This is a genomic window from Croceibacterium soli (assembly GCF_009828065.1).
GTDB classification, from domain to species: domain Bacteria; phylum Pseudomonadota; class Alphaproteobacteria; order Sphingomonadales; family Sphingomonadaceae; genus Croceibacterium_B; species Croceibacterium_B soli.
Genome location: NZ_WTYK01000010.1, coordinates 39,372 through 65,202 on the forward strand (window position 1 = coordinate 39,372; position 25,831 = coordinate 65,202).

Annotated in this window: 28 protein-coding genes; 13 read left to right on the forward strand and 15 right to left on the reverse strand. The window is 68.1% G+C overall.

What is annotated here, in order from left to right; genetic code table 11:
* Positions 1 to 198 precede the first annotated feature (198 nt).
* The 5 genes from GRI75_RS13815 to GRI75_RS13835 form a co-directional block, all read right to left on the reverse strand.
* On the reverse strand, positions 199 to 1,380 hold the full coding sequence (locus GRI75_RS13815) for a CCA tRNA nucleotidyltransferase (protein WP_160747626.1): 1,182 nt from the start codon (positions 1,378 to 1,380) through the stop codon (positions 199 to 201).
* A 120-nt stretch (positions 1,381 to 1,500) separates the two neighbouring features.
* Entirely contained in the window at positions 1,501 to 2,103 is a 603-nt protein-coding gene (locus GRI75_RS13820; RefSeq protein ID WP_160747587.1) for a CoA pyrophosphatase, read from the reverse strand.
* Positions 2,100 to 2,648 carry a DUF1285 domain-containing protein gene (locus GRI75_RS13825; protein WP_160747588.1) on the reverse strand — a complete coding sequence of 183 codons (549 nt, stop codon included), beginning with the start codon at positions 2,646 to 2,648 and terminating at the stop codon, positions 2,100 to 2,102. Before GRI75_RS13825 ends, GRI75_RS13820 begins: the two co-directional genes overlap by 4 nt.
* A 26-nt stretch (positions 2,649 to 2,674) precedes the next feature.
* Entirely contained in the window at positions 2,675 to 3,193 is a 519-nt protein-coding gene (locus GRI75_RS13830; protein WP_160747589.1) for a GNAT family N-acetyltransferase, read from the reverse strand.
* A gap of 383 nt (positions 3,194 to 3,576) precedes the next feature.
* Positions 3,577 to 4,755: a PQQ-dependent sugar dehydrogenase gene (locus GRI75_RS13835; protein ID WP_328597993.1), complete on the reverse strand. Its 1,179-nt coding sequence runs from the start codon at positions 4,753 to 4,755 to the stop codon at positions 3,577 to 3,579.
* 4 nt (positions 4,756 to 4,759) lie between these two features.
* On the opposite strand from GRI75_RS13835, the gene GRI75_RS13840 reads away from it, so the two are divergent.
* The 3 genes from GRI75_RS13840 to folP all read left to right on the forward strand — a co-directional run bounded on the left by GRI75_RS13840 (position 4,760) and on the right by folP (position 8,196).
* Positions 4,760 to 5,401: a ribonuclease HII gene (locus tag GRI75_RS13840; RefSeq protein ID WP_160747627.1), complete on the forward strand. Its 642-nt coding sequence runs from the start codon at positions 4,760 to 4,762 to the stop codon at positions 5,399 to 5,401.
* 190 nt (positions 5,402 to 5,591) lie between these two features.
* Positions 5,592 to 6,719, forward strand: coding sequence for a site-specific DNA-methyltransferase (locus GRI75_RS13845; RefSeq protein ID WP_160747591.1), 1,128 nt, complete (start codon positions 5,592 to 5,594; stop codon positions 6,717 to 6,719).
* A gap of 361 nt (positions 6,720 to 7,080) precedes the next feature.
* Complete coding sequence (gene folP, locus GRI75_RS13850; protein WP_160747592.1) at positions 7,081 to 8,196, forward strand: dihydropteroate synthase; 1,116 nt, start codon at positions 7,081 to 7,083, stop codon at positions 8,194 to 8,196.
* Here folP and GRI75_RS13855 read toward each other — a convergent pair whose 3' ends face one another.
* From GRI75_RS13855 to GRI75_RS13865, 3 genes are all read right to left on the reverse strand, one after another.
* Positions 8,197 to 8,373: a hypothetical protein gene (locus tag GRI75_RS13855; protein WP_160747593.1), complete on the reverse strand. Its 177-nt coding sequence runs from the start codon at positions 8,371 to 8,373 to the stop codon at positions 8,197 to 8,199.
* A 74-nt stretch (positions 8,374 to 8,447) separates the two neighbouring features.
* A complete protein-coding gene (locus GRI75_RS13860) occupies positions 8,448 to 9,203 on the reverse strand; it encodes an SDR family NAD(P)-dependent oxidoreductase (protein ID WP_160747594.1) in 756 nt (251 codons plus the stop codon).
* A 69-nt stretch (positions 9,204 to 9,272) separates the two neighbouring features.
* Entirely contained in the window at positions 9,273 to 10,697 is a 1,425-nt protein-coding gene (locus GRI75_RS13865) for a sigma-54-dependent transcriptional regulator (protein ID WP_160747595.1), read from the reverse strand.
* A gap of 166 nt (positions 10,698 to 10,863) precedes the next feature.
* Between GRI75_RS13865 and GRI75_RS13870 the strand changes: the two genes are divergently transcribed.
* From GRI75_RS13870 to GRI75_RS13905, 8 genes are all read left to right on the forward strand, one after another.
* The gene (locus GRI75_RS13870) at positions 10,864 to 10,986 is read left to right on the forward strand and encodes an aa3-type cytochrome c oxidase subunit IV (protein WP_160747596.1); all 123 of its coding nucleotides are present in this window, start codon (positions 10,864 to 10,866) and stop codon (positions 10,984 to 10,986) included.
* A 25-nt stretch (positions 10,987 to 11,011) separates the two neighbouring features.
* A complete protein-coding gene (locus GRI75_RS13875) occupies positions 11,012 to 12,133 on the forward strand; it encodes an NAD(P) transhydrogenase subunit alpha (RefSeq protein WP_160747597.1) in 1,122 nt (373 codons plus the stop codon).
* A gap of 74 nt (positions 12,134 to 12,207) precedes the next feature.
* The gene (locus tag GRI75_RS13880; RefSeq protein ID WP_160747598.1) at positions 12,208 to 12,693 is read left to right on the forward strand and encodes an endonuclease domain-containing protein; all 486 of its coding nucleotides are present in this window, start codon (positions 12,208 to 12,210) and stop codon (positions 12,691 to 12,693) included.
* Positions 12,693 to 12,998 carry an NAD(P) transhydrogenase subunit alpha gene (locus GRI75_RS13885; protein WP_160747599.1) on the forward strand — a complete coding sequence of 102 codons (306 nt, stop codon included), beginning with the start codon at positions 12,693 to 12,695 and terminating at the stop codon, positions 12,996 to 12,998. Before GRI75_RS13880 ends, GRI75_RS13885 begins: the two co-directional genes overlap by 1 nt.
* Positions 12,998 to 14,470: an NAD(P)(+) transhydrogenase (Re/Si-specific) subunit beta gene (locus GRI75_RS13890; RefSeq protein ID WP_160747600.1), complete on the forward strand. Its 1,473-nt coding sequence runs from the start codon at positions 12,998 to 13,000 to the stop codon at positions 14,468 to 14,470. Before GRI75_RS13885 ends, GRI75_RS13890 begins: the two co-directional genes overlap by 1 nt.
* Before the next feature lie 93 nt (positions 14,471 to 14,563).
* Entirely contained in the window at positions 14,564 to 15,262 is a 699-nt protein-coding gene (locus tag GRI75_RS13895) for an aspartate/glutamate racemase family protein (RefSeq protein WP_160747601.1), read from the forward strand.
* Between the two features lie 292 nt (positions 15,263 to 15,554).
* Positions 15,555 to 16,715 carry a deoxyguanosinetriphosphate triphosphohydrolase gene (locus GRI75_RS13900; RefSeq protein WP_160747602.1) on the forward strand — a complete coding sequence of 387 codons (1,161 nt, stop codon included), beginning with the start codon at positions 15,555 to 15,557 and terminating at the stop codon, positions 16,713 to 16,715.
* A complete protein-coding gene (locus GRI75_RS13905) occupies positions 16,708 to 17,397 on the forward strand; it encodes an NAD(P)H-binding protein (RefSeq protein ID WP_160747603.1) in 690 nt (229 codons plus the stop codon). Before GRI75_RS13900 ends, GRI75_RS13905 begins: the two co-directional genes overlap by 8 nt.
* Before the next feature lie 54 nt (positions 17,398 to 17,451).
* On the opposite strand, the gene GRI75_RS13910 is transcribed toward GRI75_RS13905, so the two are convergent.
* From GRI75_RS13910 to GRI75_RS13920, 3 genes are all read right to left on the reverse strand, one after another.
* Positions 17,452 to 17,577 carry an entericidin A/B family lipoprotein gene (locus GRI75_RS13910; protein ID WP_160747604.1) on the reverse strand — a complete coding sequence of 42 codons (126 nt, stop codon included), beginning with the start codon at positions 17,575 to 17,577 and terminating at the stop codon, positions 17,452 to 17,454.
* A gap of 29 nt (positions 17,578 to 17,606) precedes the next feature.
* Entirely contained in the window at positions 17,607 to 17,735 is a 129-nt protein-coding gene (locus GRI75_RS13915; RefSeq protein ID WP_160747605.1) for an entericidin A/B family lipoprotein, read from the reverse strand.
* A gap of 61 nt (positions 17,736 to 17,796) precedes the next feature.
* Positions 17,797 to 18,714, reverse strand: a complete 918-nt coding sequence (locus tag GRI75_RS13920) for a DMT family transporter (RefSeq protein ID WP_160747606.1) — start codon at positions 18,712 to 18,714, stop codon at positions 17,797 to 17,799.
* Positions 18,715 to 18,808: 94 nt separating this feature from the next.
* On the opposite strand from GRI75_RS13920, the gene GRI75_RS13925 reads away from it, so the two are divergent.
* Positions 18,809 to 19,042, forward strand: a complete 234-nt coding sequence (locus GRI75_RS13925) for a hypothetical protein (protein WP_160747607.1) — start codon at positions 18,809 to 18,811, stop codon at positions 19,040 to 19,042.
* A gap of 193 nt (positions 19,043 to 19,235) precedes the next feature.
* Here the strand turns inward: GRI75_RS13925 and GRI75_RS13930 are convergent, their stop codons facing one another.
* Positions 19,236 to 20,744: a CpaF family protein gene (locus GRI75_RS13930; RefSeq protein ID WP_160747608.1), complete on the reverse strand. Its 1,509-nt coding sequence runs from the start codon at positions 20,742 to 20,744 to the stop codon at positions 19,236 to 19,238.
* A 218-nt stretch (positions 20,745 to 20,962) separates the two neighbouring features.
* Here GRI75_RS13930 and GRI75_RS13935 point away from each other — a divergent pair, with 218 nt between their 5' ends.
* Positions 20,963 to 21,865: a DMT family transporter gene (locus tag GRI75_RS13935; protein WP_160747609.1), complete on the forward strand. Its 903-nt coding sequence runs from the start codon at positions 20,963 to 20,965 to the stop codon at positions 21,863 to 21,865.
* A 1-nt stretch (position 21,866) separates the two neighbouring features.
* Here GRI75_RS13935 and GRI75_RS13940 read toward each other — a convergent pair whose 3' ends face one another.
* From GRI75_RS13940 to GRI75_RS13950, 3 genes are all read right to left on the reverse strand, one after another.
* Positions 21,867 to 23,363: an ArnT family glycosyltransferase gene (locus GRI75_RS13940; RefSeq protein ID WP_160747610.1), complete on the reverse strand. Its 1,497-nt coding sequence runs from the start codon at positions 23,361 to 23,363 to the stop codon at positions 21,867 to 21,869.
* Positions 23,364 to 23,430: 67 nt separating this feature from the next.
* The gene (locus GRI75_RS13945; RefSeq protein WP_160747611.1) at positions 23,431 to 24,693 is read right to left on the reverse strand and encodes a dicarboxylate/amino acid:cation symporter; all 1,263 of its coding nucleotides are present in this window, start codon (positions 24,691 to 24,693) and stop codon (positions 23,431 to 23,433) included.
* Between the two features lie 797 nt (positions 24,694 to 25,490).
* On the reverse strand, positions 25,491 to 25,748 hold the full coding sequence (locus GRI75_RS13950; protein ID WP_160747612.1) for an ATP synthase F1 subunit epsilon: 258 nt from the start codon (positions 25,746 to 25,748) through the stop codon (positions 25,491 to 25,493).
* Positions 25,749 to 25,831 lie beyond the last annotated feature (83 nt).

A 25,831-nucleotide genomic window follows, 5' to 3' on the forward strand; every position in this document is an offset into this window, starting at 1 on the left:
CAAGTGGCCGGCAGATGTGTGTGCGGAAGGAGCAGCGGCCCGGCGTAGTTCGCCAGCGACCAAGAGCGCTCACACCGACAACCGCCGGCGCCCGCAAAAAGCCCGCCAAGCGGCGAACTGCGACAGGTTTCCAGCCGAGGGCCGGCTTGGCAACCCCTAAATGCCCGATATTGGCTGAAGATCGGCTGAATTGCGCGTTCAGGAGGTGACGGAGCTGCGCAATTCCTCGTCGAGGATCGCTTCCACCCGCTCACGCCCCGGGAATCCCTCGTCGACCCAGCGGTTCTCGACCGCGCGCAGGATGCGGGCCACCTCGGGTCCGGCGGCCACGCCGCGGGCGACGATCTCGCCGCCCTTGAGCGGCAGCTCGGGGATCTCCCGCTCGGCCAGCGGGGCCGGGTCCTGCCCGGCGAGCAGCAGCCGGTCGATCGCCTGTTCGCGGCCGAGACGATAGGCGAGCGCGTGCGGATCGCCGGGATCGCCGCTGCGCCCGGCGGCCGTAACCAGCCGCTTCTTGTGCGCGCTCGAAAGCCGCAGGCGAGAGGCGGCCTGCGCTACCGCGTCAGGGTCGGCCGGCAGCAGGGCGGCCAGCCGGCGCAGCGGGGACGGGGGTACCTCGGCCTCGAACTCGGACTCGACCAGGTTCTCGAACGCCATGATCTCGTCCTCGCCGGTCTCCGGCAGGATGACTCCGAGCACGCCCTTGTTGAACATGCGCACGACGGTGGAAGTCGGATCGTTGACCGCCAGCAGGATCTGCAGCTCCGACCAGACCCGTTCCCGGCTCAGGCCCTTGAGCATCGGCGCCAGTTCGGCGCAGGCTTCCTCGGCCTCGTCGTCTAGGTCGCAGCCGAAGCGGGCCTGGAACCGGTAATAGCGCAGGATGCGCAAGTGATCCTCGCGAATGCGCTCGCGCGGATCGCCGATGAAGTGGACGCGGCGGTGCTTGAGATCCTCCAGCCCGCCGAAGAAGTCGTACAGCTCGAGCGTGGCGGGATCGGCGTAAAGCGCGTTGATCGTGAAATCGCGCCGGGCCGCGTCCTCCTTCCAGTCGTCGGAGAAGGCGACTGTCGCGCGGCGCCCGTCGGTCGAGACATCCTTGCGCAGCGTGGTGATCTCGACGTTGCCGCCGGGGAGCACGGCGGTGACGGTGCCGTGGTCGATCCCGGTCGGCACATTGCGGATCCGCACCTTGTCGAGCCGGGCGATCACTTCTTGGGGTTCGAGCGGAGTGGCGGCGTCGACATCCTGCACTGGCTTCGCGAGCAGCGTGTCGCGCACGGCGCCGCCCACCCAGCGCAGATTGCCATCGCCGAGCGCTTCCGCCAGCCGCGCGAGGTCCTCGCGCTGGGTCCATTCGGCTTCGGGCAGCTTCGTCATGTTTCTCATCGTTCGTCCTGAGCCTGTCGAAGGACCGCTTTGCCTTTGGGCACGGCGCTAGCAAGGAAAGACTGCCCTTCGACAAGCTCAGGGCGAACGGATGAGAGGTGTGCGCGGGCGCTATCCATTCACCACCTCCTGCCACGCAAGGCGGCGCGAGAGGTTGTGGATGATCGCGGCGGTCACGCCCCAGATGCGGTGGCCCTGCCACTCGATCTCCAGGTATGGCCGCTCGTACCCGCGAAACACGCCGATCTTCTGCACGTGGTTGGCGCTGTCGAGGATGTAGCGCAGCGGCGCTTCGAACCAGGCGGAGACTTCGTGCGGAGCGGGCACGATCGGCAGGTCGGGCGGGATCAGGGCCAGCACCGGAGTCACGTCGTAGCCCGATCCGGTGACGAACCTGTCGCTGGCGCCGATCACGCGGACGTGGCCGGGGTCGATGCCGAGCTCTTCCTGCGCCTCGCGCAAGGCGGCCTCGACCGCGTCCTCGCCGGGATCGATCTTGCCGCCGGGGAAGGCGACCTGGCCGGGATGCGCGCGCATCGTCTCGGGCCGGTGAGTGAGCAGCACGCCAGGCTCGGCGCGGTCGGTCACCGCGATCAGCACGGCGGCGGGGCGGACTTCGGGCGGGGCGAAGCGGGCATCGTCGCGCAAGTCCGGCACCTCGACGCCGTGGCCTTCGTGGAACAGCCGTTGCAACCGGTCGAACAGCTCGCTCATGCCGGCTCCAACGCGAACCGGGCGCCCTGGCTGACGACGGAGAGGTCGCCGCCTGCGGCCAGCGCGTGCTCGATCAGCTGGAGATATGTCGACCGGTTGAGCCGCGCCTCGCAGCCGCGGCGGACGGCGAGGTAGAGCGCCGGCACGTCGGGATCGCCGGCCGCGCGCAGCGGGTGTTCCGGGCCGGCCAGGACCAGCTCGTCGGTGTTCAGGCGGAAGGCCAGCGCATCGCCCTGTGCGCTCATCTCGATCGCGACGAAGGCGGCATCCTCCACCGCGATCGACTGCTTGCATTCGGGCGTCACCAGCCAGTGCTGCCCGTCCTGGTCGCGCGTCAGTAGCGAAGCGAAAGCGCGGACCATCGCCGGGCGCGCGATTGGGCGGCCTTCGTGGAACCAGGTTCCGTCGGCGGCGATGCGCATGTGGCTGTCGGCGGTGTCGCTGGGGGCCCACTGCTCCACCGGCGGCAGCTTGCGCGCCTCGACCGCCGCGGCGATCTCCGCAAGCGACATTCCTGCAAGGTCGGGGAGCGGATCGTAGGGCATCGCCGAAAGAGCGATGCCAGATCGCGCTAGGGCCGCCAAGGCCCCAGCATGCCTTCGCGCGGCAGGACCGCGGGATTGGCGCAGCGGACCATCAGGCGGGCCGGGTCCCATGGGCCCGGGCAGCGCCAGCCGCCGGTGTAGGCATTGGTGAAGCCGAAGCGCTCGTAATAGGCGGTGTCGCCGATCAGCACTTGCGGCAGCGGCGCCTGCGGCTCGAGCCCGGCAGTGAGTGCGGCAATCAGCGCGCGGCCATAGCCCTGGTCCTGGTTCTCCGGCAGCACGGCAATGGGCCCGACCATGATCATCGGGTGCGCGCGCCCGGCCGGATCGGTCAGCGCCACCGGCCAGGCCTGGATCGTTGCGGCGAGCATCTGGTCCTCGTCCAGCGCCGCGAAGCTGAGCGCCGGAAGCCAGTCGGTACCTTCGCGGATCTTGTAGGCGGTTCGGCCGTGGCGATCGGGACCGAAGGCGCGGTCGAGCACCTGTTCGATCATCGCGCTCTCGACATTCTCGAGCGGGATCAGCGTGCGAGTCGGCTCAGCCATGGGTGCGCGCCGATAAGGGCGGGCGGGCAGCGTGGCAATCGGTCATTGCTCCGCCTTCGTCGGTCCATCTCACCCCAACCTGTCATGCTGAACTCGTTTCAGCATCCCTCCCGCAACCCGCGCCGGAGCCCGGTGGCCGGGTGGGCACGCCTATGCGAGCTCCGCGGCGGCGGTGAAATGGGCCCTGAAACAAGTTCAGGGTGACGAAGGAAGGGTGTGGCGCGATGCACCCCCGCTTCGTCATGCTGAACTCGTTTCAGCATCCATCCCGCAACGCGCGCCGGAGCTCGGTGGCCGCGTGGCCACGCCTATGCGAGCTCCGCGGCGGCGGTGAAATGGGTTCTGAAACGAGTTCAGGGTGACGGGGTGCGGGACGTTGTGGGCTATCGGCCCGCCGGCGTCAGTTGCAGCAGGCGGCCGCCTTTGCCGTCTTCCACGACGTAGACCGAGCCGTCCGGCGCCTCGACGATGTCGCGCAGGCGCTTGCCGAACTTGGTGCGGCCTTCCTCGGTGCCCTGCTCGCCGCTGAGGCTGACGCGCACGAGCGACTGCGAGCCGAGGCCGGCGATCAGCGCGTGGCCGCGCCACTCCGGCCACAGCTTGCCGGAGTAGAAGATGAAGTCGCCCGGCGCGATCACCGGGGTCCAGCCGATCGCCGACTTGGCGAAGCCGTCGTCCGCCGAATGATCGGGGATCGGGTCGCCGTTGTAGTTGTCGCCGTTGGACCGGACCGGCCAGCCGTAGTTGTTGCCCGGCTCTACCCTGTTGAGCTCGTCGCCGCCGCGCGGGCCGTGCTCGAGGTCCCATAGCTGACCGTTAGGATCGAACTGCAGGCCGGCGACGTTGCGGTGGCCGTAGCTCCAGATCTCGCGCGACACCCCGCCGCGGTCGGCGAACGGGTTGCCCTCCGCCGGCGTACCGTCGAGGTTGAGTCGCAGCACTTTGCCGAGGTTGTTGTCGAGGCCCTGCGCCGGATCGCCCTGCATGCGCTCGCCCGATCCGAGGAACAGGTACTTGCCGTCGGGCGAGAACTCGATGCGGTGCGAGAAGTGGCCGGGGCTCTTGATGGCCGGCTGCTGGCGCCAGATCACCTGCAGGCCTTCGATGCGGCAGGCGTCGGCCTCCTCGCAGACCAGGGTTCCGCGACCCAACTCCGCGCGCCGCTCATCTCCGACAGCGGCCGCCCAGGTCAGGTAGATCGTCCGCCGGTCGAGCGTGGCCGACGCCTCGGATTCGAGGAACGCGACGTCGCCCAATCCGCCCTGGCCGCCATAGGCGACTTCCGGCAGGCCGCTGACCGTACCCACCCGTCCGCTCGGCAGGTCGACGAACTTCATCGTCCCGGCCTTTTCGGTGATGAACAGCACCTCCGTGCCCGGGGCGAAAATGATGCCCCAGGGCTCTTCGAACGTGCCGCGCGGGGTAATCGCGAACGGCCCGGCGCTCTCGCTCGCCGCGACGCCGGTGCGTGCAGGTTCCGCGGCGCTATCCCCGGATTGGGCGCTGCCGCAGCTTGCGGTCACCAATGCGGAAAGCGATAGGGCAAGGGTCGAGATTCTCATGAACATGCTCTCCGGAACGCCATCACCTGAATTCTGCGCCGGCTGGGCTCCGCACCTGCTCGTCGCCGGTGTGGACGAGGCGGGCCGCGGGCCGCTGGCCGGGCCGGTTGTTGCAGCAGCCGTGGTGCTCTGCAAGCCGCGACCGTCGGGGCTCGACGATTCCAAGAAGCTGACCGCCGATAGGCGCGCCCTGCTGGACGAACGCATCCGCCGCCGCTGCGCCTTCGGTATCGGCGTGGTCGAAGTCGAGGAGATCGACCGGCTCAACATCTTCGGCGCGACCATGCTGGCGATGACCCTGGCGATGCACCGCCTGTGCGAGGCGCTCGGGGTGGACTGCACGCAGGCGCTGGTCGACGGCAACCTGACCCCGCACGGGCGCCGCCCGGAATGGCGCTGGCCGGCGCGCCCGATCGTCGGCGGCGACGCGCTGGAGCCGGCAATCTCGGCCGCCTCGATCATCGCCAAGGAGCACCGCGACCGATTGATGCGGGAATACCATGAGGCGCACCCGCATTACGGGTGGGAGCGCAACAAAGGCTACGGCACGCCCGACCACCTTGAGGCGCTCCGCCGGCATGGGCCGAGCCCGCTCCACCGCAAGAGCTTCGCTCCGGTGGCGCAAGCCGATCTCTTCGCCGCCTGAACGAGTCTTTCGCGCCACACCACCAGATATCGAGTCCCTGAAAGGCGAGGGGACTCAAGATGATGTGGCAGGCTCCTTTCGTTCCGCCTTAACCTTGTTCCGCTAAGCGGGTCCTGCCGCGAACTTGCCGCTTGACGGCGGACTCGGCTGGACTCACCCTGTGGACAACTCAGGGGAACAAGGGACGGACATGGGCACGCTTACGAAAATCCGCGCCGCGGCGGCGCCGGCGGTGGACGAACCTCGCGAGCTGCCCCTAGGCCGTATCCTGCCCGGCGACTGCGTAGCCGCGATGCGTTCGCTGCCGACCGCCAGCGTCGACCTGGTGTTCGCCGATCCGCCCTACAACTTGCAGCTCGGAGGCGACCTCAACCGCCCGGACGGCAGCCATGTCGACGCCGTGACCGATCACTGGGACCAGTTCGCCAGCTTCGCCGCCTATGACAAGTTCACCCGCGAGTGGCTGGCCGAGGCGCGCCGCGTGCTCAAGCCCGACGGGGCGCTTTGGGTGATCGGCAGCTACCACAACATCTACCGCGTCGGCGCGATCCTGCAGGATCTCGGCTTCTGGCTGCTCAACGACATCGTCTGGCGCAAGACCAACCCGATGCCGAACTTCCGCGGCACCCGCTTCACCAACGCGCACGAGACCCTGCTGTGGGCGAGCACCGGGGAGAAGGCGCGCTACCACTTCAACTACCGCGCGATGAAGACGCTCAACGACGAGCTGCAGATGCGCAGCGACTGGGTGATCCCGGTCTGCGGCGGGCAGGAACGGCTCAAGGAGAACGGCCACAAGGCCCACCCGACGCAGAAGCCCGAAGCGCTGCTCTACCGCGTGCTGCTGGCCACCACCGAGAAGGGCGACGTCGTGCTCGACCCGTTCTTCGGCACCGGCACCACCGGCGCGGTCGCCAAGCGCCTCGGCCGCCAGTGGATCGGCTGCGAGCGCGAGGAAGGCTACCGCAAGGTCGCGCTCAAGCGGATCGAGAAGGAACTGCCGCTCGACGAGAGCGCGCTCGAGACGATGCAGAGCCGCAAGGGCCAGCCGCGGGTCGCATTCGGCGCGCTGGTCGAGGCGGGCCTGCTCGCCCCCGGCGCGGAGCTGTTCGACCGGCAGCGCCGCTGGACCGCCTCGGTCCGCGCCGACGGTTCGATCATAAGCGGGGCCGAGACCGGCTCGATCCACCACGTTGGCAAGACCCTGCAAGGCGCGCCGAGCTGCAACGGCTGGACCTTCTGGCACCTGGAGCACGAGGGCGAGGTGAAGCCGCTCGATGCGCTGCGGCAGCTTTATCTGCTGGCGGTGGAGGACTGAGGCGAGGCGAGGGCGGCGGCGGGCCCTCATCCAAGCTTCGCTAACCCGCTTCGCGGGTAAGCTGCGCTATCCTTCTCCCACGAGTGGGAGAAGGAATCGAACGGCGCCACTGATCTTGCGCCCATCGGCGGGAGAAGGAACGGAGCGGCGCCACTGATCTTGCGCCCATTGGTGGGAGAGGGAAGGAGCGGCGCCACTGATCTTGCGCCCATTGTTTAAAGAGGAAGGTGGAAGCGGCGCAACTACTTCTTCTCCCACTGGTGGGAGAAGGATACGGAGACTTAGCCACGAAGTGGCTTAGTCGGAGTTGGATGAGGGCTGCGGGCGCAAACCACGTAGCCGCAGATGAGGGCCCCTTGCTTTGCCAGACAAGATCTACATCCAGCCGCTGACGTTCGCGCCCTCACCCCAGGCGTTCCAGGGAGATGCCATCCCACTGGCCGGCGGAATGGTCTACGCCCGCGAATTCGCCATCGTGATCCGCCGCGACGGCCGGATAGCCGAACGCGCGATCGCTACGCCGGAAACAATCGCCGAAGTCCTCGCCGGCCTGCCGGGCGAGCTCGGGCCCGAGGCCGAAGCGCAGTGGGGCAACCTCCGCATGGCGCACCCGCCACTCTCGCTCGGCGAGCGCACGATCCGGCTGGACCAGCCGCAGGTGATGGGCATCCTCAACGTCACGCCTGACAGCTTCTCCGACGGCGGCAAGTTCCTCGACGATCCGGAGGAGGCTCATTCCCACGCCGCGGCGATGCACGAGGCCGGAGCGGCGATCATCGACATCGGCGGCGAGAGCACCCGCCCCGGCGCCGCGGCGGTGTGGGAGGGCGACGAGATCAAGCGCGTCGTTCCGGCGGTGGAGCGCTGTGTCGCCATGGGCGCGGCGGTCAGCGTCGACACCCGCCGTCCGGCGGTGATGGAAGCCGCGCTGGCAGCCGGCGCGCACATCATCAACGATGTCTCAGCCTTGCGGCACGATCCCCGCAGCCTCGAATTCGCCGCCGCCAGCGGCAAGCCGGTGATCCTGATGCATGCGCCGGGCGAGGGCGAGGACCTGCACGCCGGAGCGGCTTACGACAACGTGGTGTTCGACGTCTTCGACTGGCTCGCCGCCGCGCGCGACCGGGCGATCGCCGCCGGGATCAAGCGGGCGAACGTGATCCTCGATCCGGGGCTCGGCTTCGGCAAGTCGCTGGCCGACAACCTCGCGCTGCTGAACGCGCTGCCGCTGTTCCATGCGCTTGGCCAGCCGCTGTTGCTCGGCGTCAGCCGCAAGCGGATGATCGGCGCGCTCAGCAACGAGGCCCCGGCCCACCGGCGCCTCGGCGGAAGTGTGGCGCTGGCGCAGCGCGGGATGGATGCCGGCTACCAGATGCTGCGCGTCCACGACGTGTACGACACGGTGCAGGCGCGCAACGTCTGGCGGGGCCTACGGGATGCCGCGCTGACGGATTTCAGCGGGCTCGCCGCGGACTGATCACATCGCCGGGGCGTCAGGCGTATGCTGGAGCCGGGCATCGCTGCTGAGCGGCCCCCCGGCCAGCCGGGGTGCATCCTCGGTCCGCCGCGGCATGGCGGAGCCGCCCTGGTTCTTCTCGAGATACTTGTACCCGGCATAGCCGAGGGCCCCGAGTGCGGCGAGCTTGAGCAACATGATGAAGTCTCCTTTCGTTCGGGGTCTCAACCCCTTCCCGAAAGGAAAGGTCCGCGCGGCGGCTGCATTCCGCCTTACAGCGAATAGCCCCCGTCGCTCACCAGCACCGCCCCTGTGATCGTCGCCGCGGCGCCGGACAGGAGGAAGCCGATCTGCGCGGCGACCTCGTCGGCCGAGGCGTAGCGGCCAAGCGGGGTGGCCATCCCGGCCATCGCCGCAAGCGCCGCGTCGCGGTCGCCTTCGTGCTGCGCCACGAGGTCCTGGAAGAACGGCACGTCGTCCCAGATCGGCGTGTCGACGCCGCCCGGCGCTATGGCGTTGACCCGAATGCCGCGCGCCGCGCCCTCTTTGGCCGCGACTTTGGCGAGCTGGATCACGCCGGCCTTTGAAGCGCCATACGCGGCGGTGCCGGGCTCCGCCTTTTGGCCGGACACGGAGGCGGTCAGGACGGCCGAGCCGCCATCCCGCAGCAGCCGCATCGCCGTGCGCAGCGACAGGAACGTGCCGTCGAGATTGACCGCCAGGACGCGGCGCCATTCCTCGAACGGCAGGTCGGCAATCGGGCCGCCGGATGAAACGCCGGCGTTGAGCACGGCGCAGTCGAGCGGACCGGCTTCCGCCTCCACCCGCTCCCAGAGTGCCGGGTCGGCGACGTCGCCGACGAAGTGTGTAACCGCGCACTCGACGGCGAGCCGATCGAGTCCGCCCTCGTCGCGATCGATCAGGATCAACCGGACTGCGCCGTTGCGGGCGAGCCAGCGCACCGCCGCCGCACCGATCCCGGAGGCGGCGCCGGTGACGAGGGCGGTGTTTCCAGCAAAGTCGGTCATGGCCCCAGGGCTAACGGCCGCAAGGCGGCTTGCCTAGAGACAGGTCGACTCCCGTTAGGTTTAACGCCCTCAGGCGGCGTTCTCGATCCCGAGGTCGCCGAGCTTGCGGTAGAGGGTCGAGCGGCCGATGCCGAGGCGGCGGGCGACTTCGGTCATGCGTCCGCGGTAGTGGCCGATGGCCAGGCGGATTACGTCGGCCTCGATCTCCTCCAGCGGGCGCAAGTTGCCGTCGGCGGTGTAGAGCTGCACGCCGACGCCGTCCTGCATCGGGCTTGCCGTATCCTCGGCTTCCTCCCCGCCGACCATCTCGCGCAGTTGCGGGAAATCGTCGCAGGTCAGCGCGTCGCCGTCGCAGAACACGGCCGAACGGAACAGAACGGCCTGCAACTGGCGGACGTTGCCCGGCCAGTGATACGCGGCGAGGAGCTTGAGCGCCGCGTCCGTTATGCCGAGTTCCCGCAGGCCCGGTTGCTCGCCGATGCGGGCGAGGAAATGGCGCGCGAGCGAGGGGATGTCGCTCGCCCGTTCGCGCAGCGGCGGGAGGACGATGCGCGTGCCGGAAAGCGCCCTTAGCAGGTCTTCGTCGAACTTTCCGGCGGCAGCGAGCTCGGCAAGCGGGGCGTTGCTGGTGGCGATGACGCGCAAGTCGATCTTGAAGCTGTGCTGCGCGCCGATCGGCCGCACCGTGCGCTTGGTGAGCGCTTCGGCAAGGCGGGCCTGCAGCTTGGGCGAGAGCCGGTCGATTTCGTCGAACACGAGGGTCCCGCCGTCGAAGCTTTCGAGCACGCCGGTCTGCCGGTCGAAGGCGCCAGGGAAGGCGTCTTTCTCATGGCCGAACAGGACCGATTCGAGAGAGGCGGAAGGCACCGAGCGGACGTTGATGATCCGGAAGGGAGCCTTCGAGCGCGGGGAGGCGCCATGCATGGCGCGGACGAGCATTTCCTTGCCGGTGCCGCTCGGTCCTTCGATCAGCACCGCGCCATGGCCGCGGGCCGCCTTGGCGGCCTTCGCCAAGGCGGCGCGGAACGGCGGTGCCGTGCCGATCATCGAATCGAAATCGAGGCTGGAGCTCATCTTCTCGGCCAGCGGGGTGAGCTCGTCCTTCGGCGCTTCGCGCGTGGTCGCGTGGCGCAGCGCCTGCATCAGGCGGTCAGGTGCCACGGGCTTGACCAGGTAATCCGTCGCGCCGGCCCGCATGGCTTCGACCGCGAGGAGGGGGGAGGCGCTGGTGGTGAGCATCAGGATGGGCAGGGCGGGGCGGCGGCTCTTGAGCTCGGCAATCAGCGCGCAGGCGTCGTCGCCCGGCAGCCACTGGTCGAGGATGATGGCGTTGAGCTGCATTCCATCGCGGGTGCCCAGCATTGCGATGGCCGTCTCGGCATCCTTCACCACGTGTACGCGCCAGCCCTCGCGGGAGACGATCGCCGTGATCAGCCGCCCTTGTGCCGGTTCGTCGTCGATCAGCATCAGACTGCGCTGTTCCTGCTCGGCCATTCGCTCCCTGCTTTCTGGTGTTGAGATATGTTCCACAGCGGCGGGACTAACGGTGATCGGTAAAGAGCCGATTAAGCGTCCGTCCACAGGCTCGGGGCTTGAGAACGCCGGCCGCGGGAGATAGAGCTTGCGGCACGGTACCAATCAGACAGGAAGTGGCGGAAAAATGGCTTCGGCAAACGACATGAAGGCGGCGGAAAAGACCTATGGCGGGTTCATCAGCATGCTCAAGTGGTCGGTCCCACTGATTGCGATCATTGCCCTCTTCGTGATCTTTCTGATCTCCTGAACGCTCGAAGGGGGGAGGGGCAAGGATGCGGATCGCGGTTCTGAAGGAAAGGGCCGCGGGTGAGCACCGTGTTGCCGCTACCCCGGAAACAGTCAAGAAATTCAGCGCACTGGGTGGCGTGCTGGCTGTGGAAGCCGGTGCGGGCGAAGGCGCCGGCGTATCCGACGAAGCCTATCGCGAAGCCGGCGCGGAGGTCGGCCCGGCGGAGGCGGTGGTCAGGGATGCCGACATCGTGCTCGGCGTGCAGGCGCCCGATCCGGCGGCGCTCGCGACGGCCCGCAAAGGCGCCCTGGTGGCGGCCGGCTTCGATCCGTTCGGCAACCGCGCGCGGGTCGATGCCTACGCCGCAGCGGGCTTCGAGGCGCTGGCGATGGAGTTCATGCCGCGCATAACCCGTGCGCAGTCGATGGACGTGCTCTCCAGCCAGTCGAACCTCGCCGGCTACAAGGCGGTGATCGCCGCCGCGAATGCCTATGGCCGCGCGTTCCCTATGATGATGACAGCCGCTGGTACGATCACCGCCGCGCGGGTCTTCGTGATGGGCGTGGGCGTTGCCGGGCTCCAGGCGATCGCGACAGCCAAGCGGCTCGGAGCGCAAGTCTCGGCTACCGACGTGCGCAGCGCCACGAAGGAGCAGATCCAGTCGCTCGGCGCGAAGCCGGTGTTCGTCGAGGAAGTCGCCGGGATCGAGGGCGAAGGCAGCGGCGGCTATGCCACTGAGATGAGCGAGGAATACCAAAAGGCCCAGGCCGAGCTGGTCTCCAGCCATATCGCCAAGCAGGACATCGTCATCACCACCGCGCTGATCCCGGGCCGGGCTGCTCCGCGCCTTGTCACCGACGGGCAGATCGCCACGATGAAGCCCGGCAGCGTGATCTTCGACCTCGCCGTGGCGCACGGCGGCAACGTCGAAGGCTCCGCGCCCGATGAGGTGGTCGAGCGGCACGGCGTCAAGATCATCGGCTACTCCAACACCGCCGCCCACCTCGCCGCCGACGCCTCCGCACTGTTCGCCCGCAACCTCTACAACTTCCTCTCCGCCTTCTGGGATGCGGAGCAGGGCAGGCCGGTCCTGGACGAGGAAATCGGCGACGCCGTGCGGCTGACGCGAGGCGGTCAGGTCGTCAGCGAGCGGCTGAAGGGGTGAAGGGTGGGGGCGGGCCTAAAATCCTCCCCCTTTGGGGGAGGTGGCAGCGCGAAGCGCTGACGGAGGGGGCCTGAATGGAAGATCATTCGCCAGAAGCTATTGAGCGAGCGAAAAAGCTACGTCAGGAGATGAGCCTTCCCGAGGTGCTCCTGTGGAACCGCCTCCGCGGCAAGCCGATGGGCATGAAGTTCCGCAGCCAGCATCCGCTGGGCGACTATGTGATCGACTTCTTCTGCGCGTCCAAGCGCATCGCAATCGAGATCGACGGCATCGCGCATGACATGGGCTCTCGGCCCGATCGCGACGCGAAACGCGATGCCTGGCTGCGGCAGCAGGGTATCGACGTGCTTCGAATCCCGGCGGCCGAGGTGTTGCGCGATGTCGACGCGGCGGCGGAAGCCATTGTCCGCTATTGCGCCGAGGCGCCCCCACCGTCAGCCGCTGACGCGGCTGCCACCTCCCCCAGAGGGGGAGGATTTTTCAGGGCCAGTTCCAATGCGTCGCCCTGCCGCTCAGACGCGCCCGCCCCTAGAGGCCGATATCCCGGAGCCACCAGCTAATGGACTTCATCAGCATTCTGTCGATCTTCGTGCTCGCCTGCTTCGTGGGCTACTATGTCGTCTGGTCGGTCACGCCGGCGCTGCATACGCCGCTGATGGCGGTGACCAACGCGATCAGTTCGGTGATCATCGTCGGCGCGCTGATCGCTGCTGCGGCGGCTGGGGTGCCGGCGGCGAAGTGGCTCGGGCTGCTCGGGGTCGTGCTGGCGAGCGTGAACATCTTCGGCGGCTTCGCGGTCACCGCGCGGATGCTGGCGATGTACAAGAAGAAGGAGCGGCCGGCTCCCAAAGGTGAGGGCAAGTGATGGCGATGCAGCCGGTCGACACGGCCGACCTCTCGCTCGCGGCCGATGCCGCGCATGCGGTGAACCCGTGGGTCGCGGCGGCCTATCTCGTGGCGGGCGTGCTGTTCATTCTGGCGCTGCGCGGGCTTTCGTCCCCGGCGACGAGCCGCGCGGGCAACCGCTTCGGCATGGCCGGCATGATGATCGCCGTCGTGACGACGCTGGTCACGCACGAGCTTGCCACGCTCGGCGAAATCCTCGTCGCCATCGCCATCGGCGGCACGATCGGCTTCGTGATCGCCCGGCGCATCGCGATGACGGCGATGCCGCAGCTCGTCGCGGCGTTCCACTCGCTGGTTGGCCTGGCCGCGGTGCTGGTCGCGGCGGCGGCGTTCCTCAACCCGGATGCGTTCGCCATCCTCGGGCTCGACGGCAACATCCTGGTGGTCAGCCGGATCGAGATGGCGCTCGGCGCGGCGATCGGCGCGATCACCTTCTCCGGATCGGTGATCGCCTTCGCCAAGCTCAACGGCAACATGAGCGGCAAGCCGATCCTGCTGCCGGCGCGGCATGCGATCAACCTCGGAACCCTGGCTGCCATCGTCGTGCTGACGGCTCTCTATGCGCTCTCCGGTGACGCCGGGCCGGGCGAGGGCTGGACCTTTTGGGCCATCGTCGCGCTGGCATTCGCGATCGGCTTCCTGCTGATCATCCCGATCGGCGGGGCGGACATGCCGGTCGTCGTGTCGATGCTCAATTCCTACTCCGGCTGGGCGGCGGCGGCGATGGGCTTCACGCTGCACAACACCGCGATGATCGTCACCGGGGCGCTGGTCGGCAGTTCCGGCGCGATCCTCAGCTACATCATGTGCCGGGCGATGAATCGCAGCTTCATCAGCGTGATAGCCGGCGGCTTTGGCGCGGATTCGAGCGGCGGCGGGGATGCGGCCAAAGTCGACCGGCCATGGAAGCGCGGCAGCGCCGAGGATGCGGCATTCCTGCTCAAGGAAGCCGAGAACGTCATCATCATCCCCGGTTACGGCATGGCCGTGGCCCAGGCGCAGCACGTTCTGCGCGAGATGGGAGACCAGCTCAAGGAGCACGGGGTCAACGTCAAGTACGCCATCCATCCGGTCGCCGGGCGCATGCCGGGGCACATGAACGTGCTGTTGGCCGAAGCGAACGTGCCTTATGACGATGTCTTCGAGCTGGAGGACATCAACCACGAGTTCGCACAGGCTGACGTCGCGTTCGTCATCGGTGCGAACGACGTGGTCAACCCAGCCGCCAAGACCGACAAGTCCAGCCCGATCTACGGCATGCCGGTGTTCGACGTGGACCGCGCCAAGACGGTGATGTTCATCAAGCGCAGCATGGGCGGGGTCGGCTACTCCGGCGTGGACAACGACGTGTTCTACATGGACCAGACGATGATGCTGCTGGCCGACGCCAAGAAGATGGTCGAGGAGATCAACAAGGCGCTCGCCGATTGAGCCGCCGGCAGCGCGGAACCTTTCGCGCTGCAGCATTGTTCGAACCACAGGCATGAGGGGCGGCCGCGTCGCCGCACACGAGGGAACATATCATTGCGTAAACTGGGCCTTATCGGGGGCATGAGCTGGGTTTCGACCAGCACTTACTACACCGCCATCAACACCACGATCCAGGCGAAGACCGACCGCCGGTCGAGCGCTCCGCTGCTGATCGAGAGCCTCGATTTCCAGCTGCTCTACCGCCTGCAGGACCAGGACGAATGGGACCGCGCGGCGGCCGTGCTGTCGGAGTCGGCCCAGCGGCTCGAAGCGGCCGGCGCGGGCGCGCTGATCATCGCCGCCAACTCGATGCACAAAGTCTACGACAAAGTGGCCGCGTCCGTCTCCTTGCCGATCTTCCACATCGCCGAGTGCGTCGGCGAGCGCATGGCGGCCGACGGGGTCGACACCGCCGCGCTGATCGGCACGCGCAACGTGATGACGGAGAGCTTCTACCGCCGCCGGCTCGTCGCCCACGGCGTCGACCTGCTGCCGCCGGACATGAAGAACGTCGAGACGCTCGACGAGATCATCTACGAGCAGCTCATGGTCGGCAAGGCGACCCGCGACGCCGAACGCGCGCTGAAGACGATCATCACCGTGAAGGAACAGGAAGGCGCCAAGGCCATCGTGCTCGCCTGCACCGAGCTCGACCAGATCGTCGACGTCGATGCCAACGTCCTGCCGATCTACGACAGCACCCGCATCCATGCCGACAAGGCCGCCGCCTGGATCCTGGGCGAGATCGAGTAACCACTCTCTCCCCTCCTCTTCAGAGGAGGGGCCGGGGGTGGTGGCGGCGCCGTGCAACGTTTCGCCTGCCGCAGCACCACCCCGCTGCGACTAGGTTCGCCTTCGGCTCACCAAGTCTCGCGCCCCTCCTCTGAAGAGGAGGGGGAAGATGTGTATAGCCCCCTCCTCTTTAGAGGAGGGGGTTGGGGGGGGTGGAAGCGCAAACGTCGCTCGCGGTCCGCAGTACCACGCCGCCGCGTTCCCCACCCGTTCCCGTTGTCAAGCGGGCGCATCGCCCGTAACCCGCGCCGGGATGATCCGCGCCCCATACGCTTCCGATCCGCAAGCCTCGCGCGGGCGTGAGTTCGCCGAGGATCGGGTGGGGCCGCGCGGCCCGCGCAGCGAGTTCCAGCGCGACCGCGACCGCATTCTCCATTCGATCGCCTTCCGCCGCCTGGCCGGCAAGACCCAGGTCTTCATCGCGCCCGATGGCGATCATTACCGCGTTCGCCTGACCCACAGCCTGGAAGTGGCGCAGATCGGCCGCGTGATCGCCCGCGCCCTCGGCCTGGACGAGGACCTCACCGAAGCACTCTGCCTCGCCCACGACATCGGCCACCCGCCGTTCGGCCACCCGGGCGAGGACGCGCTCTCCGCGGCGCTGGAGGCCCACGGCGGGTTCGACCACAACGCCCACTGCCTGCGCACGCTGATGCGGCTCGACAGCCCGTACTGCGGCTATCCGGGCCTCAACCTGAGCTGGGAAGTGCTGGAGGGCCTGGCGAAGCATAACGGCCCCGTGGCGAAGCCTGGCTGGGCGCTGGCGGAACTGGACGAGGCGTTCCCGCTGGAGCTCGGCACCCAGCCTTCGCTGGAGGCCCAGGTCGCGGCGCTGGCCGACGATATCGCCTACGACAACCACGACATCGATGATGGGCTGCGGGCCGGCTATCTCGACCTCGAGCAACTGCTCGAGCTCGACTTCGTCGCCGAGCAATGGCGCGCGGTCGAAACCCGCTTTCACGGCGCCTCGCGCGCGGCGCTGCTGCGCGAACTGGTGCGCGGCCAGATCGGGCTAATGGTCAACGACGTGATCGAAGCCACCCGGGCGAACCTCGCCGACGTCGGTTCGGCCGAGGAAATCCGCAACGCGCTCGGGCCGATCGCCGCATTCTCGCCGATGATGGCCGAGCAGGAGCGCAGCCTGAAGCGCTTCATGTATGCCAACCTCTATCATCATGAGCGGCAGAAGCGGACCGCGGACCGCGCGCGCGAGGTGATCGCGCAGCTCTATGCGGCGTACCAGCAGGACCCGAAGCGCCTGCCGGATCAATGGCTTGCAGCGCTGCCGGACAGCGAGCCGGATCGCAGCCGCCATATGGCCGACTTCATCGCCGGCATGACGGACCGCTACGCCATCGAGCGCTACGCCGAGATATTCGGAACGTTGCCCGAGGGACTCTCGAATGTCTGAGCCGAAACGCGTGCTGCTGGTCGGCGCGACCGGCCTCGTCGGCACGCGAACGATGGAGGCGGGGGTCGGGCGCGAGGACTTGCGCCTGATCGCCCTGACCCGCCGCGAAGCGCCGCTGCCGCCCGGCGCGCGGATGGAGATGCTCGTCGCCGAGCCCGCGGAGTGGGGGACTTCCGTCGCGGCGGTCGCACCCGATGCCGCGATCTGCGCCCTCGGCACTACCTGGCGCAAGGCCGGAGAGGTCGAGGCGGCGTTCCGCGCGGTCGACGAGGAACTCGTGCTGCGCGTGGCGCGGGCGGCGCGCGGCGCGGGTGCGCGCAACTTCGTGCTCGTCTCCTCGGTAGGCGCCGATCGCGCCAGCCGGGCTTTCTACCTTCGTGTGAAGGGCGAAGTCGAAGCGGCGGCGCGCCAGCTCGGCTTCCACCGGCTCGACATCCTGCGGCCGGGACTGCTGCGCGGCCCGCGCGGCGAAGACCGGCGGCGCGGCGAGCGCCTGGCGATCCTCGCCAGCCCGCTGACCGATCTGTTCCTCGGCGGCGGCCGGCGGCATCTCCGCTCGATCGACGCGCGCTCCGTGGCGCGCGCGGCCCTGCAGTTCGCGCGGGAGAAAGCCCGCGGCACTTTCGTTCACGACAACGATTCGATCCTGCGCGCCGCCCGCCGCTTCGACGGCGCCGCATAAAAACGCCCGCCGGAACGGTCCGGCGGGCGCTTCCAGCCTCGAAAGGCTGCGATGTTACAAGGCCCGGTCGCCGGCCTGACCGACGGACTCGATGTCCCGGCCCAGGCCCTTGACGGCATTGCAGGCCGCTGCGGTGAAGCAGAGGCTGCCGGCCAGCACTACAACGATCAGTTTCTTCATCGAATCACCCTTCCCTAACGGAACGGGTGTCAAATAGCCTCGTCGCCGGCCTCACCAACAGACTGAATGTCTTCGCCGGCACCCTTGACGGTGTTGCAGGCGGCGGCGGTCAGCGCGAACGCGCTCACGGTGAGGGCGAGGAAAAGTTTGCGAACCATAATCTTGTTCCTTTCGACTGTTCCTGACGAACGATCGAAGGACGAAACCCGTGCTGCCGGGTTAGGTTCCTTCCACCCGCGCCACATCGCGCAGCGATGGCCGCGACAAGCGGTGCTCCCGCCAGGCGATCACGAGGCCCGCGGCGATGATCAGCGGGGCGCCGAGCCAGGTGCTCGACGGCGGCAGGACCTGCCAGAACAGCCAGCCGTACAGCGTCGCCCAGACCAGCGCCGAATAGTCCATCACGATCACGCTGGCGACGGCGCCGAAGCGCAGCGCGGCGGTGAGCAGCAGTTGCCCGGCCGTTCCGGCCAGGCCGATCGCCAGCAGGAGCAGCCAACCGGTGGTATCGTGCGGCTGGAACACGAACGGGAGGGACAGCGCCATTACCGGAGTGCTGAGGGCGGCGAACCAGAACACGATCGTCAGCGGCTTGTCGGTGCGGCCCAGGTCGGCGAGCTGGATCGAAATCAGCGCGATCATGAATGCGCCGCCGATCGCCACCAGCGCGCCGTAGAGCGGGATGTGGCCGCTCCCGGGCTGGGCGATCAGCAGCACGCCTGCGAACCCGAACAGCACCGCCGACCAGCGCCACAGGCCCACTTTCTCCTTGAGCAGCAGGGTCGAGAGGATCACCGCCCAGATCGGCGCGGTAAAATTCATCGTTGTCGCTTCGGCCAGAGGCAGCAGGATCACCCCGCCGAAGTTGAGGACCATCCCGATCATGCCGTAAGTCGCCCGCACCGCATGGGTGCGCGGGCGCTTCGTGGCGAGCATCGCCAGGCCACCCGTGGCGGAGACATAGGCCAGCAGCAGCGGGATGGTGATCGCCTGGCGCCAGAACAGGATCTCCAGCAGGTGGATTCCGCGTTCGGAAGCCAGCTTGATCAGCGCCGCCATCGTCGCCAGCGCGGCAATGGCCCCGAGGCGGATCAGCAGCGCGAGAAGCGGGCGGGGCCGGGCGGGGGTCGCATCCACGGCGCTGCCATAAGCGGCTGGCCCGTGGGATCAAGCGCGGTCGTCGCGCGGGTGAGGATTGTCCCCGCGCCCGGCAGGTTCCATATCGCCGCCGATGAAGGGGCTGCTCGATTTCTTCCGTTTCGCCAGCGACGCCACGCTCGTCGGCCTGCTGGGCGGCTTTCTGCTGCTGCTGGCGCTGATCGCACTCGTCGCCGACCGCCGCCGCCTCCGCCGCAAGCGCATCGACGCCGTCGGCTGGGTCCCCTGGACCCCGATCTTCCTGATGGGGGCTGTGGTAGGTGTCAGCCTGCTCACTGTAGCAGTAAAAGGCTGGGTCGCCGGCTAGAAGATCCTCCCCTGCAAGGGGAGGATCTCAGCTGTTTCGGTTCCGCCCAAAAATCCTCCCCCTCTGGGGGAGGGGGACCGCCGCCGAAGGCGGTGGTGGAGGGGGCTTGGCCTGGACGAACGCCAGCACCACGCCGCGCCCCTCCGTCAGCGCTTCGCGCTGCCACCTCCCCCAGAGGGGGAGGAGCGGGGTGTCAGAGGCAGGCTTCGAGGTAGGCTTGGTCGAAGCCGAACTGGCGGGCTTTTTCGAGTGTGTAGGGGCGCAGGCCGGAGGAGCGGAACTCGCCGATGATCTTCCCGTCGTCGCTCTCGTCCAGGTACTCGAAGTTGAACAGCTCCTGGGTGACGATCACGTCGCCTTCCATGCCGATCACTTCGGTGATGTTGGTCGTGCGGCGGGAGCCGTCGCGCAGGCGCTTGACCTGGACGATGAGGTCGACCGATTCCGCGATCTGGCGGCTGATCGCCTCCTTGGGGATCTTGATGTCGCCCATCAGGATCATGTTTTCCATGCGGCCGAGGCACTCGCGCGGGCTGTTGGCGTGCAGCGTACACATCGATCCGTCGTGGCCGGTGTTCATCGCCGCGAGCAGGTCGAAGCATTCCGCGCCGCGGATTTCGCCCAGGATGATCCGGTCCGGGCGCATACGCAGCGCGTTCTTGACCAGGTCGCCGATGGTGATGGCGCCTTGGCCCTCCAGGTTCGGCGGGCGGGTTTCCAGCGGCAGCCAGTGCGGCTGCTGCAGGCGCAGCTCGGCCGCATCCTCGATCGTCAGCACGCGCTCGCCCGGGTCGATCATCTTCGACAGGGCGTTGAGCATGGTCGTCTTGCCCGAACCGGTACCGCCGGAGATGACGACGTTCATCCGGCTGGCGCCGGCGATCTTCAGGCATGTCGCCATCTTGTCGCTCATCGATCCGAAGTCGCGCAGCATGTCGATGGTGATCGGCTTTTCGGAGAACTTGCGGATCGAGATCGCCGTGCCGCGCAAGCTGAGCGGCGGGACGATCACGTTGACGCGGCTGCCGTCCTTGAGGCGAGCGTCGGCCAGCGGCGTGGTCTGGTCGACGCGGCGGCCGACCTGGTTGACGATGCGCTGGGCGATCTGGAACAGATGCTGCTCGTCGCGGAAGCGGATCGGCGCGAGGGTCAGCTTGCCCTTCTTTTCGATGTAAGTCTGGTCCGGGCCGTTGACCATGATGTCGGTCACGTCCGGATCGCCGAGCAGCTCTTCGAGCGGGCCGAAGCCCAGCAGCTCGTCGATCAGCACTTTCTCCAGCGCGAACTGCTCGCGCCGGTTGAGCGTGACCTTGAGCTCGGCCAGCACTTCCATGATGATCGGCCGGAATTCCTCCGACAGCTCTTCCTTGGTCAGCGTGGAGGCCGCTTCCGGATCGACGCGCTCGAGCAGGCGGGGAAGCACCTGCTCCTTGATCTTGTGGACGCTGGCTTCGAAGCCGCCGATCTCGAGCTGCTCGTGGACGCTGTTGGCGCGGTCCGACAGGCGGCTCATCGCGTCGCCCTTGTCGGGCGCGCCGCCATTGCTGCCGGGCAGCGGCGGGAATTGATCGCCTCCCGGGGCGGGGACCGGCTCGCTCGGCGGCATCGCGGGGCCGCCCTTCATCGGGCGGGCGACGCCGAAGCTCGGGCGGGCGCCCGGAGCCATGCCGCCTACACCGTTCTTGCGTCCGAAAGCGCTCATTCCCGTCCTCACCAGTGGTAACTCATGGATGGACACGCACCTCTGCGCACTCCCGCCGATCTCTTCGCCCAACTTGGTGAATAAATTGCAAAGCTTGATTTTGTCTAAAGAGCGGGCTGCGCTCCCTACGCGCCGTCCCGTCTCGCAAGCGCGCCATTGCCCGCCGCGCAGCCGCGCCTTAAGCGGGGCGCGGACACCGCCGGGAGCACATTTCTTCAATGCAAAACACCGACCGGGCCGGCCTGCTTTATGCTCTCGCCGGCTTCTGCACGCTGTCGATCGGCGATGCGATCATCAAAGGCATGGCGGGCGACTGGCCGGCCCCGGCCATGGCCGCGACCCGCTACGTCGCCGGCACGATCCTGCTCGCGGTCCTGCTCGCCCGCTACGAAGGGAAGGCCGCGCTGGCCCTGCCGCGTGACAAGCTGCACTGGGTCCGCGGCGTCGCCATCAGTCTCTCGGCCGTCGGCATGTTCCTGGGGGTGTGGATCATGCCCTTGGCGGAAGCGACGAGCATCTTCTTCACCCAGCCGATGATCACCGCCCTGCTCGCCTGGGCGCTGCTGGGGGAACGGGCCAAGCTCTCGACCTGGATCGCGACGCTGGTCGCGTTCGGCGGGGTGTTCATTGTCCTGCGGCCGAACTTCGCGATCGCCGGCTGGGGCGCGCTGCTGCCGCTCCTGGGCGCGGCCGGCATGGCGGTCACGATCATCGCCAACCGCGCGGTGACCGGCCGGGCCAGCATCCTGGCGATGCAGTACTACATGTCGGTCACGGCCATGATCTTCCTGGCGGTGGTGACGGTCGCCGGCCACTTCAGCGGGGTCGAGGGGTTCACGCTGCAATGGCCGCACTGGAGCGTCGTTGCCCGCTGCGTGTTCATCGGCCTCAGCGCCACGCTCGCCCAGTGGCTGATCTTCATGGGCACGGTGAAAGCCGGGGCGGGGACCGTTGCGCCGATGACGTACGGCCAGCTGCTCATGGCCGTCGTGCTCGGCTGGACGTTCTTCGGCGACCGACCCGACCTCACCTCGCTGCTCGGCGCCTCGATCATCATCGGCTCGGGGCTGTACTTGTGGTACGCGGGCCGGATGAAGGAACCGGTCAAGCCGGTGCTTTGAGTCAAGTCGGGCTGAGGTCGCGGCGAACCCAGGCGGTGATGCCGCGGTCGTGCAGCGACGCGGTGATCAAGGGGCGGTAGTCGGCCCACACCGCTGCGGTGACCAACGCCAGGCTCTCCTCCCGTTGGATCGTCACCGGGTCGTCCGCGGTGACGATCACCCCCGGGCGCGTAGCGAGGATCCGGGCGAGTTCCTCCGTCTGGCTCACTCCCAGCGAGCCGCTCTCGAGCGCGTTGTTGAGGTGGTCGGGGTAGATGAAGCGGGTCGGCAGGCATGTGCCGGTGGTCCGGTAAAGAGCAGTCGGCCCATCGAACACGTAGAGGCAATCCCGTTTTGCGTCGACATGGGGCGCGATTGCCGCGGACAGCCGGGCGGCGACGCGCCGTTCGGTCTGCGAATAGGCATAACGATCCGGAAGGTCGAGAAGCCTGCCGGGGCCGATCACCATCAGCATCGCCGCGACGATCCCGAACCGGATCCTGAGATCGATCAGCGGCAGCACCAGAAGCACTACGCACGGCGCCAGCGCGGCATAGTAGTAGATGTAGACGGTTCCCGGCAGCAACACCGTGCCGATCGTGGAGAGCGTCCAGCCTGCGAAGAGACCGTACGTCGGCCAGTCGCGCGGCTGGTTGAGGCGCAGCGCAGCGTAGAGCCCCAGGGCCGCCGGCACCGCGAGCGGGTACAGCCCGGTGAGGTGTGCGCGGTGGAAGCGTCCGGCCGGGATGCGATCGAAGAACGAGACGAAGTTGGCGAACCAGAAGGCGTCGAACTGGCCCCAGAGAGCGTAGAGCGCGCCGACGAGCGCGGTCGGCAGCACGCCGAGGGCGGCAAACGAAACCGCCAGGCCGGCGAGCCTCGGCAACCCGGCACCGCTGCGCCACTGGCCGTAGAGGGCATAGGCGCCGAAGAAGGCGCATTGCGGCAGGACGGTGTATTTCACCTGCAGCGCAATTCCGCCGAGGAGCATGGCGAAAGCAGCTCGCCCGACGGCGTCGGGCCGCCGCCAGTCGCGCACCAGCCACAGCATCCCCAGCATCAGCGGGGTGTGGAAGATCTCGCTCTGCCCCGACTGGCTGCCGTAAAGCGCCATGAGCATCAGGTACAGCGACCCGGCGAAAGTCGCGGAGACCCGGTCGACCAGTTGCCTCGAGAGCGCGAATACCAGGATCGCCCCGGCGAAGGCCGACGCGGCGGCGACGAGCTGGTAGGCGATCGCTTCTGGACCGAACAGCCAGTGGGCGAGGGCGTATATCGCGAACAGGCCGAATGGCTTGCGGTCCCAAAGGTCGGCATAGGGCAGGTCGCCCTGGGTCATTCGCCAGCCGATGAAGGAATAGAGCTGCTCGTCGAAGTCGGCCACCGGATCGCCGAACCAGAGCGCGCGCGTGGCGAGCACGACCAGCGCAAGCACGGCAAACGCCGGCCAGTCCCCCAGTCGCGGGATCGCATGCAGCCGGCGGCCGCTGCGAACCATCGTGCCTACAGAAGCCAACATCCACCCTTGCGCAGTTTCGAACGCGCTTGTGGAGGCAGGATGGTTAATTTTCTCCCTTACGGCGCTGCTAGCGGGCCAGTGGTTCCCGATCGCGATCGACAACGGCCGCCGCCGCAGTATCCATCGTGACGTTGCAGACGGTCTTGAACAGGTCCGGCAGGGTCTCCACCACCAGGATAAGGGCTAAGAACTCAAGCGGGATACCGAACAGCGCCAGCACCGGCGCGGCGGTCGCGACCATCGTCGCCTGGCCCGGGATGCCGACCGAGCCGACCTCGATCAGGGTCTTGAGCACGCCCGCAGCCAGCAGCAACGCGATGCCGTATGGCAGGCCGTACACGATCGCGCCGTAGGCCCCATAGAAGATGCTCGAGGCCGGGGAGCTGACCCGCAGCAGCGAAACCGCCAACGGCACCGAGATATCGGCGGAGTGCTCGCGCACGCCGAGCCTCGTGGCCGATCGTAGGATCAGCGGCAGGCAGGCGAGCGAGCTCTGCGTTCCGAAAGCGACCACTTGCGTCGGCAGCACCGCCCTGGCGAAGGCGCCCAGCCGTACCCGGCCGAACAGCACCGCCACCGCATAGGCGCAGGCGGTCAGCGCGAGGACGATCGCGATGTAGAGCAGCACATAATGCGCCAGGCCGAGCAGCACGGCAGTGCCGTGGGTGTTCGCGGTGACGAGGATCAGCCCGGCGACACCGATCGGGGCGAGGGCGAGAACCCAGCCGATGAGCACGAACATCGCCTCCGCCAACCCGGTCAGCACCGCCGCCATTGGGGCGCGCTTGTGCTCGTCGATCCGGGTCAGCGCCGCGCCGAAGACGATCGCGAAGAACACCACCGGCAACAGCGATCCTCCCGCGGCGGCGGCGACGATGTTGGACGGAACCATGCCTAGGATCATATCGGCGACCGGCAGGCGGGCCGCCTCGACCGGAGCGCCGCCCGTACCGCGCAGGGCCTCGGCCATCTCGGGGCTGATCGGCCAGAGCGCCAGCAGCGCCGGCGCCAGAGCCACGCCGACCGCTATGCCGAGCACGTACAGCGCCGCGATCACCAGGACCGTCCGGCGCGCGATCCCGGTACCCTCGGCCAGCCCCGCCGAGCGGATGAACGTGGTCGAAAGCAGCGCGAACACCAGCGGCAGGATCGTCATCTGCAGCGCCGCCAGCCACAGCTTGCCGATCACCCCCGCCGCAGCGACCACCGCGTCGCTCCACTCGGCACGCCCAGGCCCCGGCAGCGCCAGCCCGCCGATCACGCCGATCGCAAGCCCGCCGACGATCCACGCCGCGAGCGGCACCTTCCGCAAGGCCTGCAACGCGCTCATTCCGATCCCCCGGTGTCGTTATGCCGGCAGCATAGCGGGGCCACAGACGGAGGGAAGCGTCAGTCCATCCTCGTCACCCCCCTCGTGACCCAACCTCGCAACCCTGACACACCCCACCATCGTCACCCTGAACTCGTTTCAGGTCCGATTGCGCCGCTGGAGCGGGAGCCGCCCGCAGGCACGCCGGGCCCGCTCGTGCCCGTGCGAGCACGCCGGCCCCGGCGGAGCGATGGGTGCTGAAACGAGTTCAGCATGACGAAAGTGGGGGAGGGGGAGGTCCTTCGACGAGCTCAGGACGAACGGGGGGCGGATGCGGGGCAGGGGCAGGGCAGGTAGGCGAGTCCCAGACACCCATCCCCGTCACCCTGAACTCGTTTCAGGGCCCATTTCGCCGCTGGGGCGGGAGCCGCCCGCAGGCACGACGGGACCGTTCGTGCCCGTGCGAGCACGCCGGTCCCGGCGGAGCGATGGGTGCTGAAACGAGTTCAGCATGACGAAAGTGGGGGAGGGGGAGGTCCTTTGACGAGCTCAGGACGAACGGGGGGCGGATGCAGGGCAGGGGCAGGGTCAGGGCAGGTAGGCGAGTCCCACACACCCATCCCCGTCACCCTGAACTCGTTTCAGGGCCCATTCCGCCGCTGGGGCGGAAGCTGCACACAGGCACGACGGGACCGTTCGTGCCCGTGCGAGCACGCCGGTCTCGGCGGAGCGATGGGTGCTGAAACGAGTTCAGCATAACGGATTTGGAGGTGAACGTCCTTCGACAAGCTCAGGACGAACGGGCATTAGGGGTATTCTCAGCCTTCGACGTGCTCCGCCAGCACGGTGAGGCCGTTCTCGCCGACTTCGGCGAAGCCGCCGCGGACTTCGATGGTCTCGGGGGCGGAGCCGGCGGTCTTGTAGACCTGGACGGCGCCGTCGCGGATGGTGGACATGAAGGGCGCGTGGCCCTCCAGCACGCCGAACTCGCCCTCGGCGCCGGGGACCACCACCATGTGGACCTCTTCGGAGCGGATCAGCTTCACCGGGGTCACGAGTTCGAAGTGCAGTGCCATCTCATTCTCCCCCCTCCCGCTTGCGGGAGGGGTCGGGGGTGGGTCAGTGTTCGCGGGCGGGCAAGTGGCCCACCCGATACCCC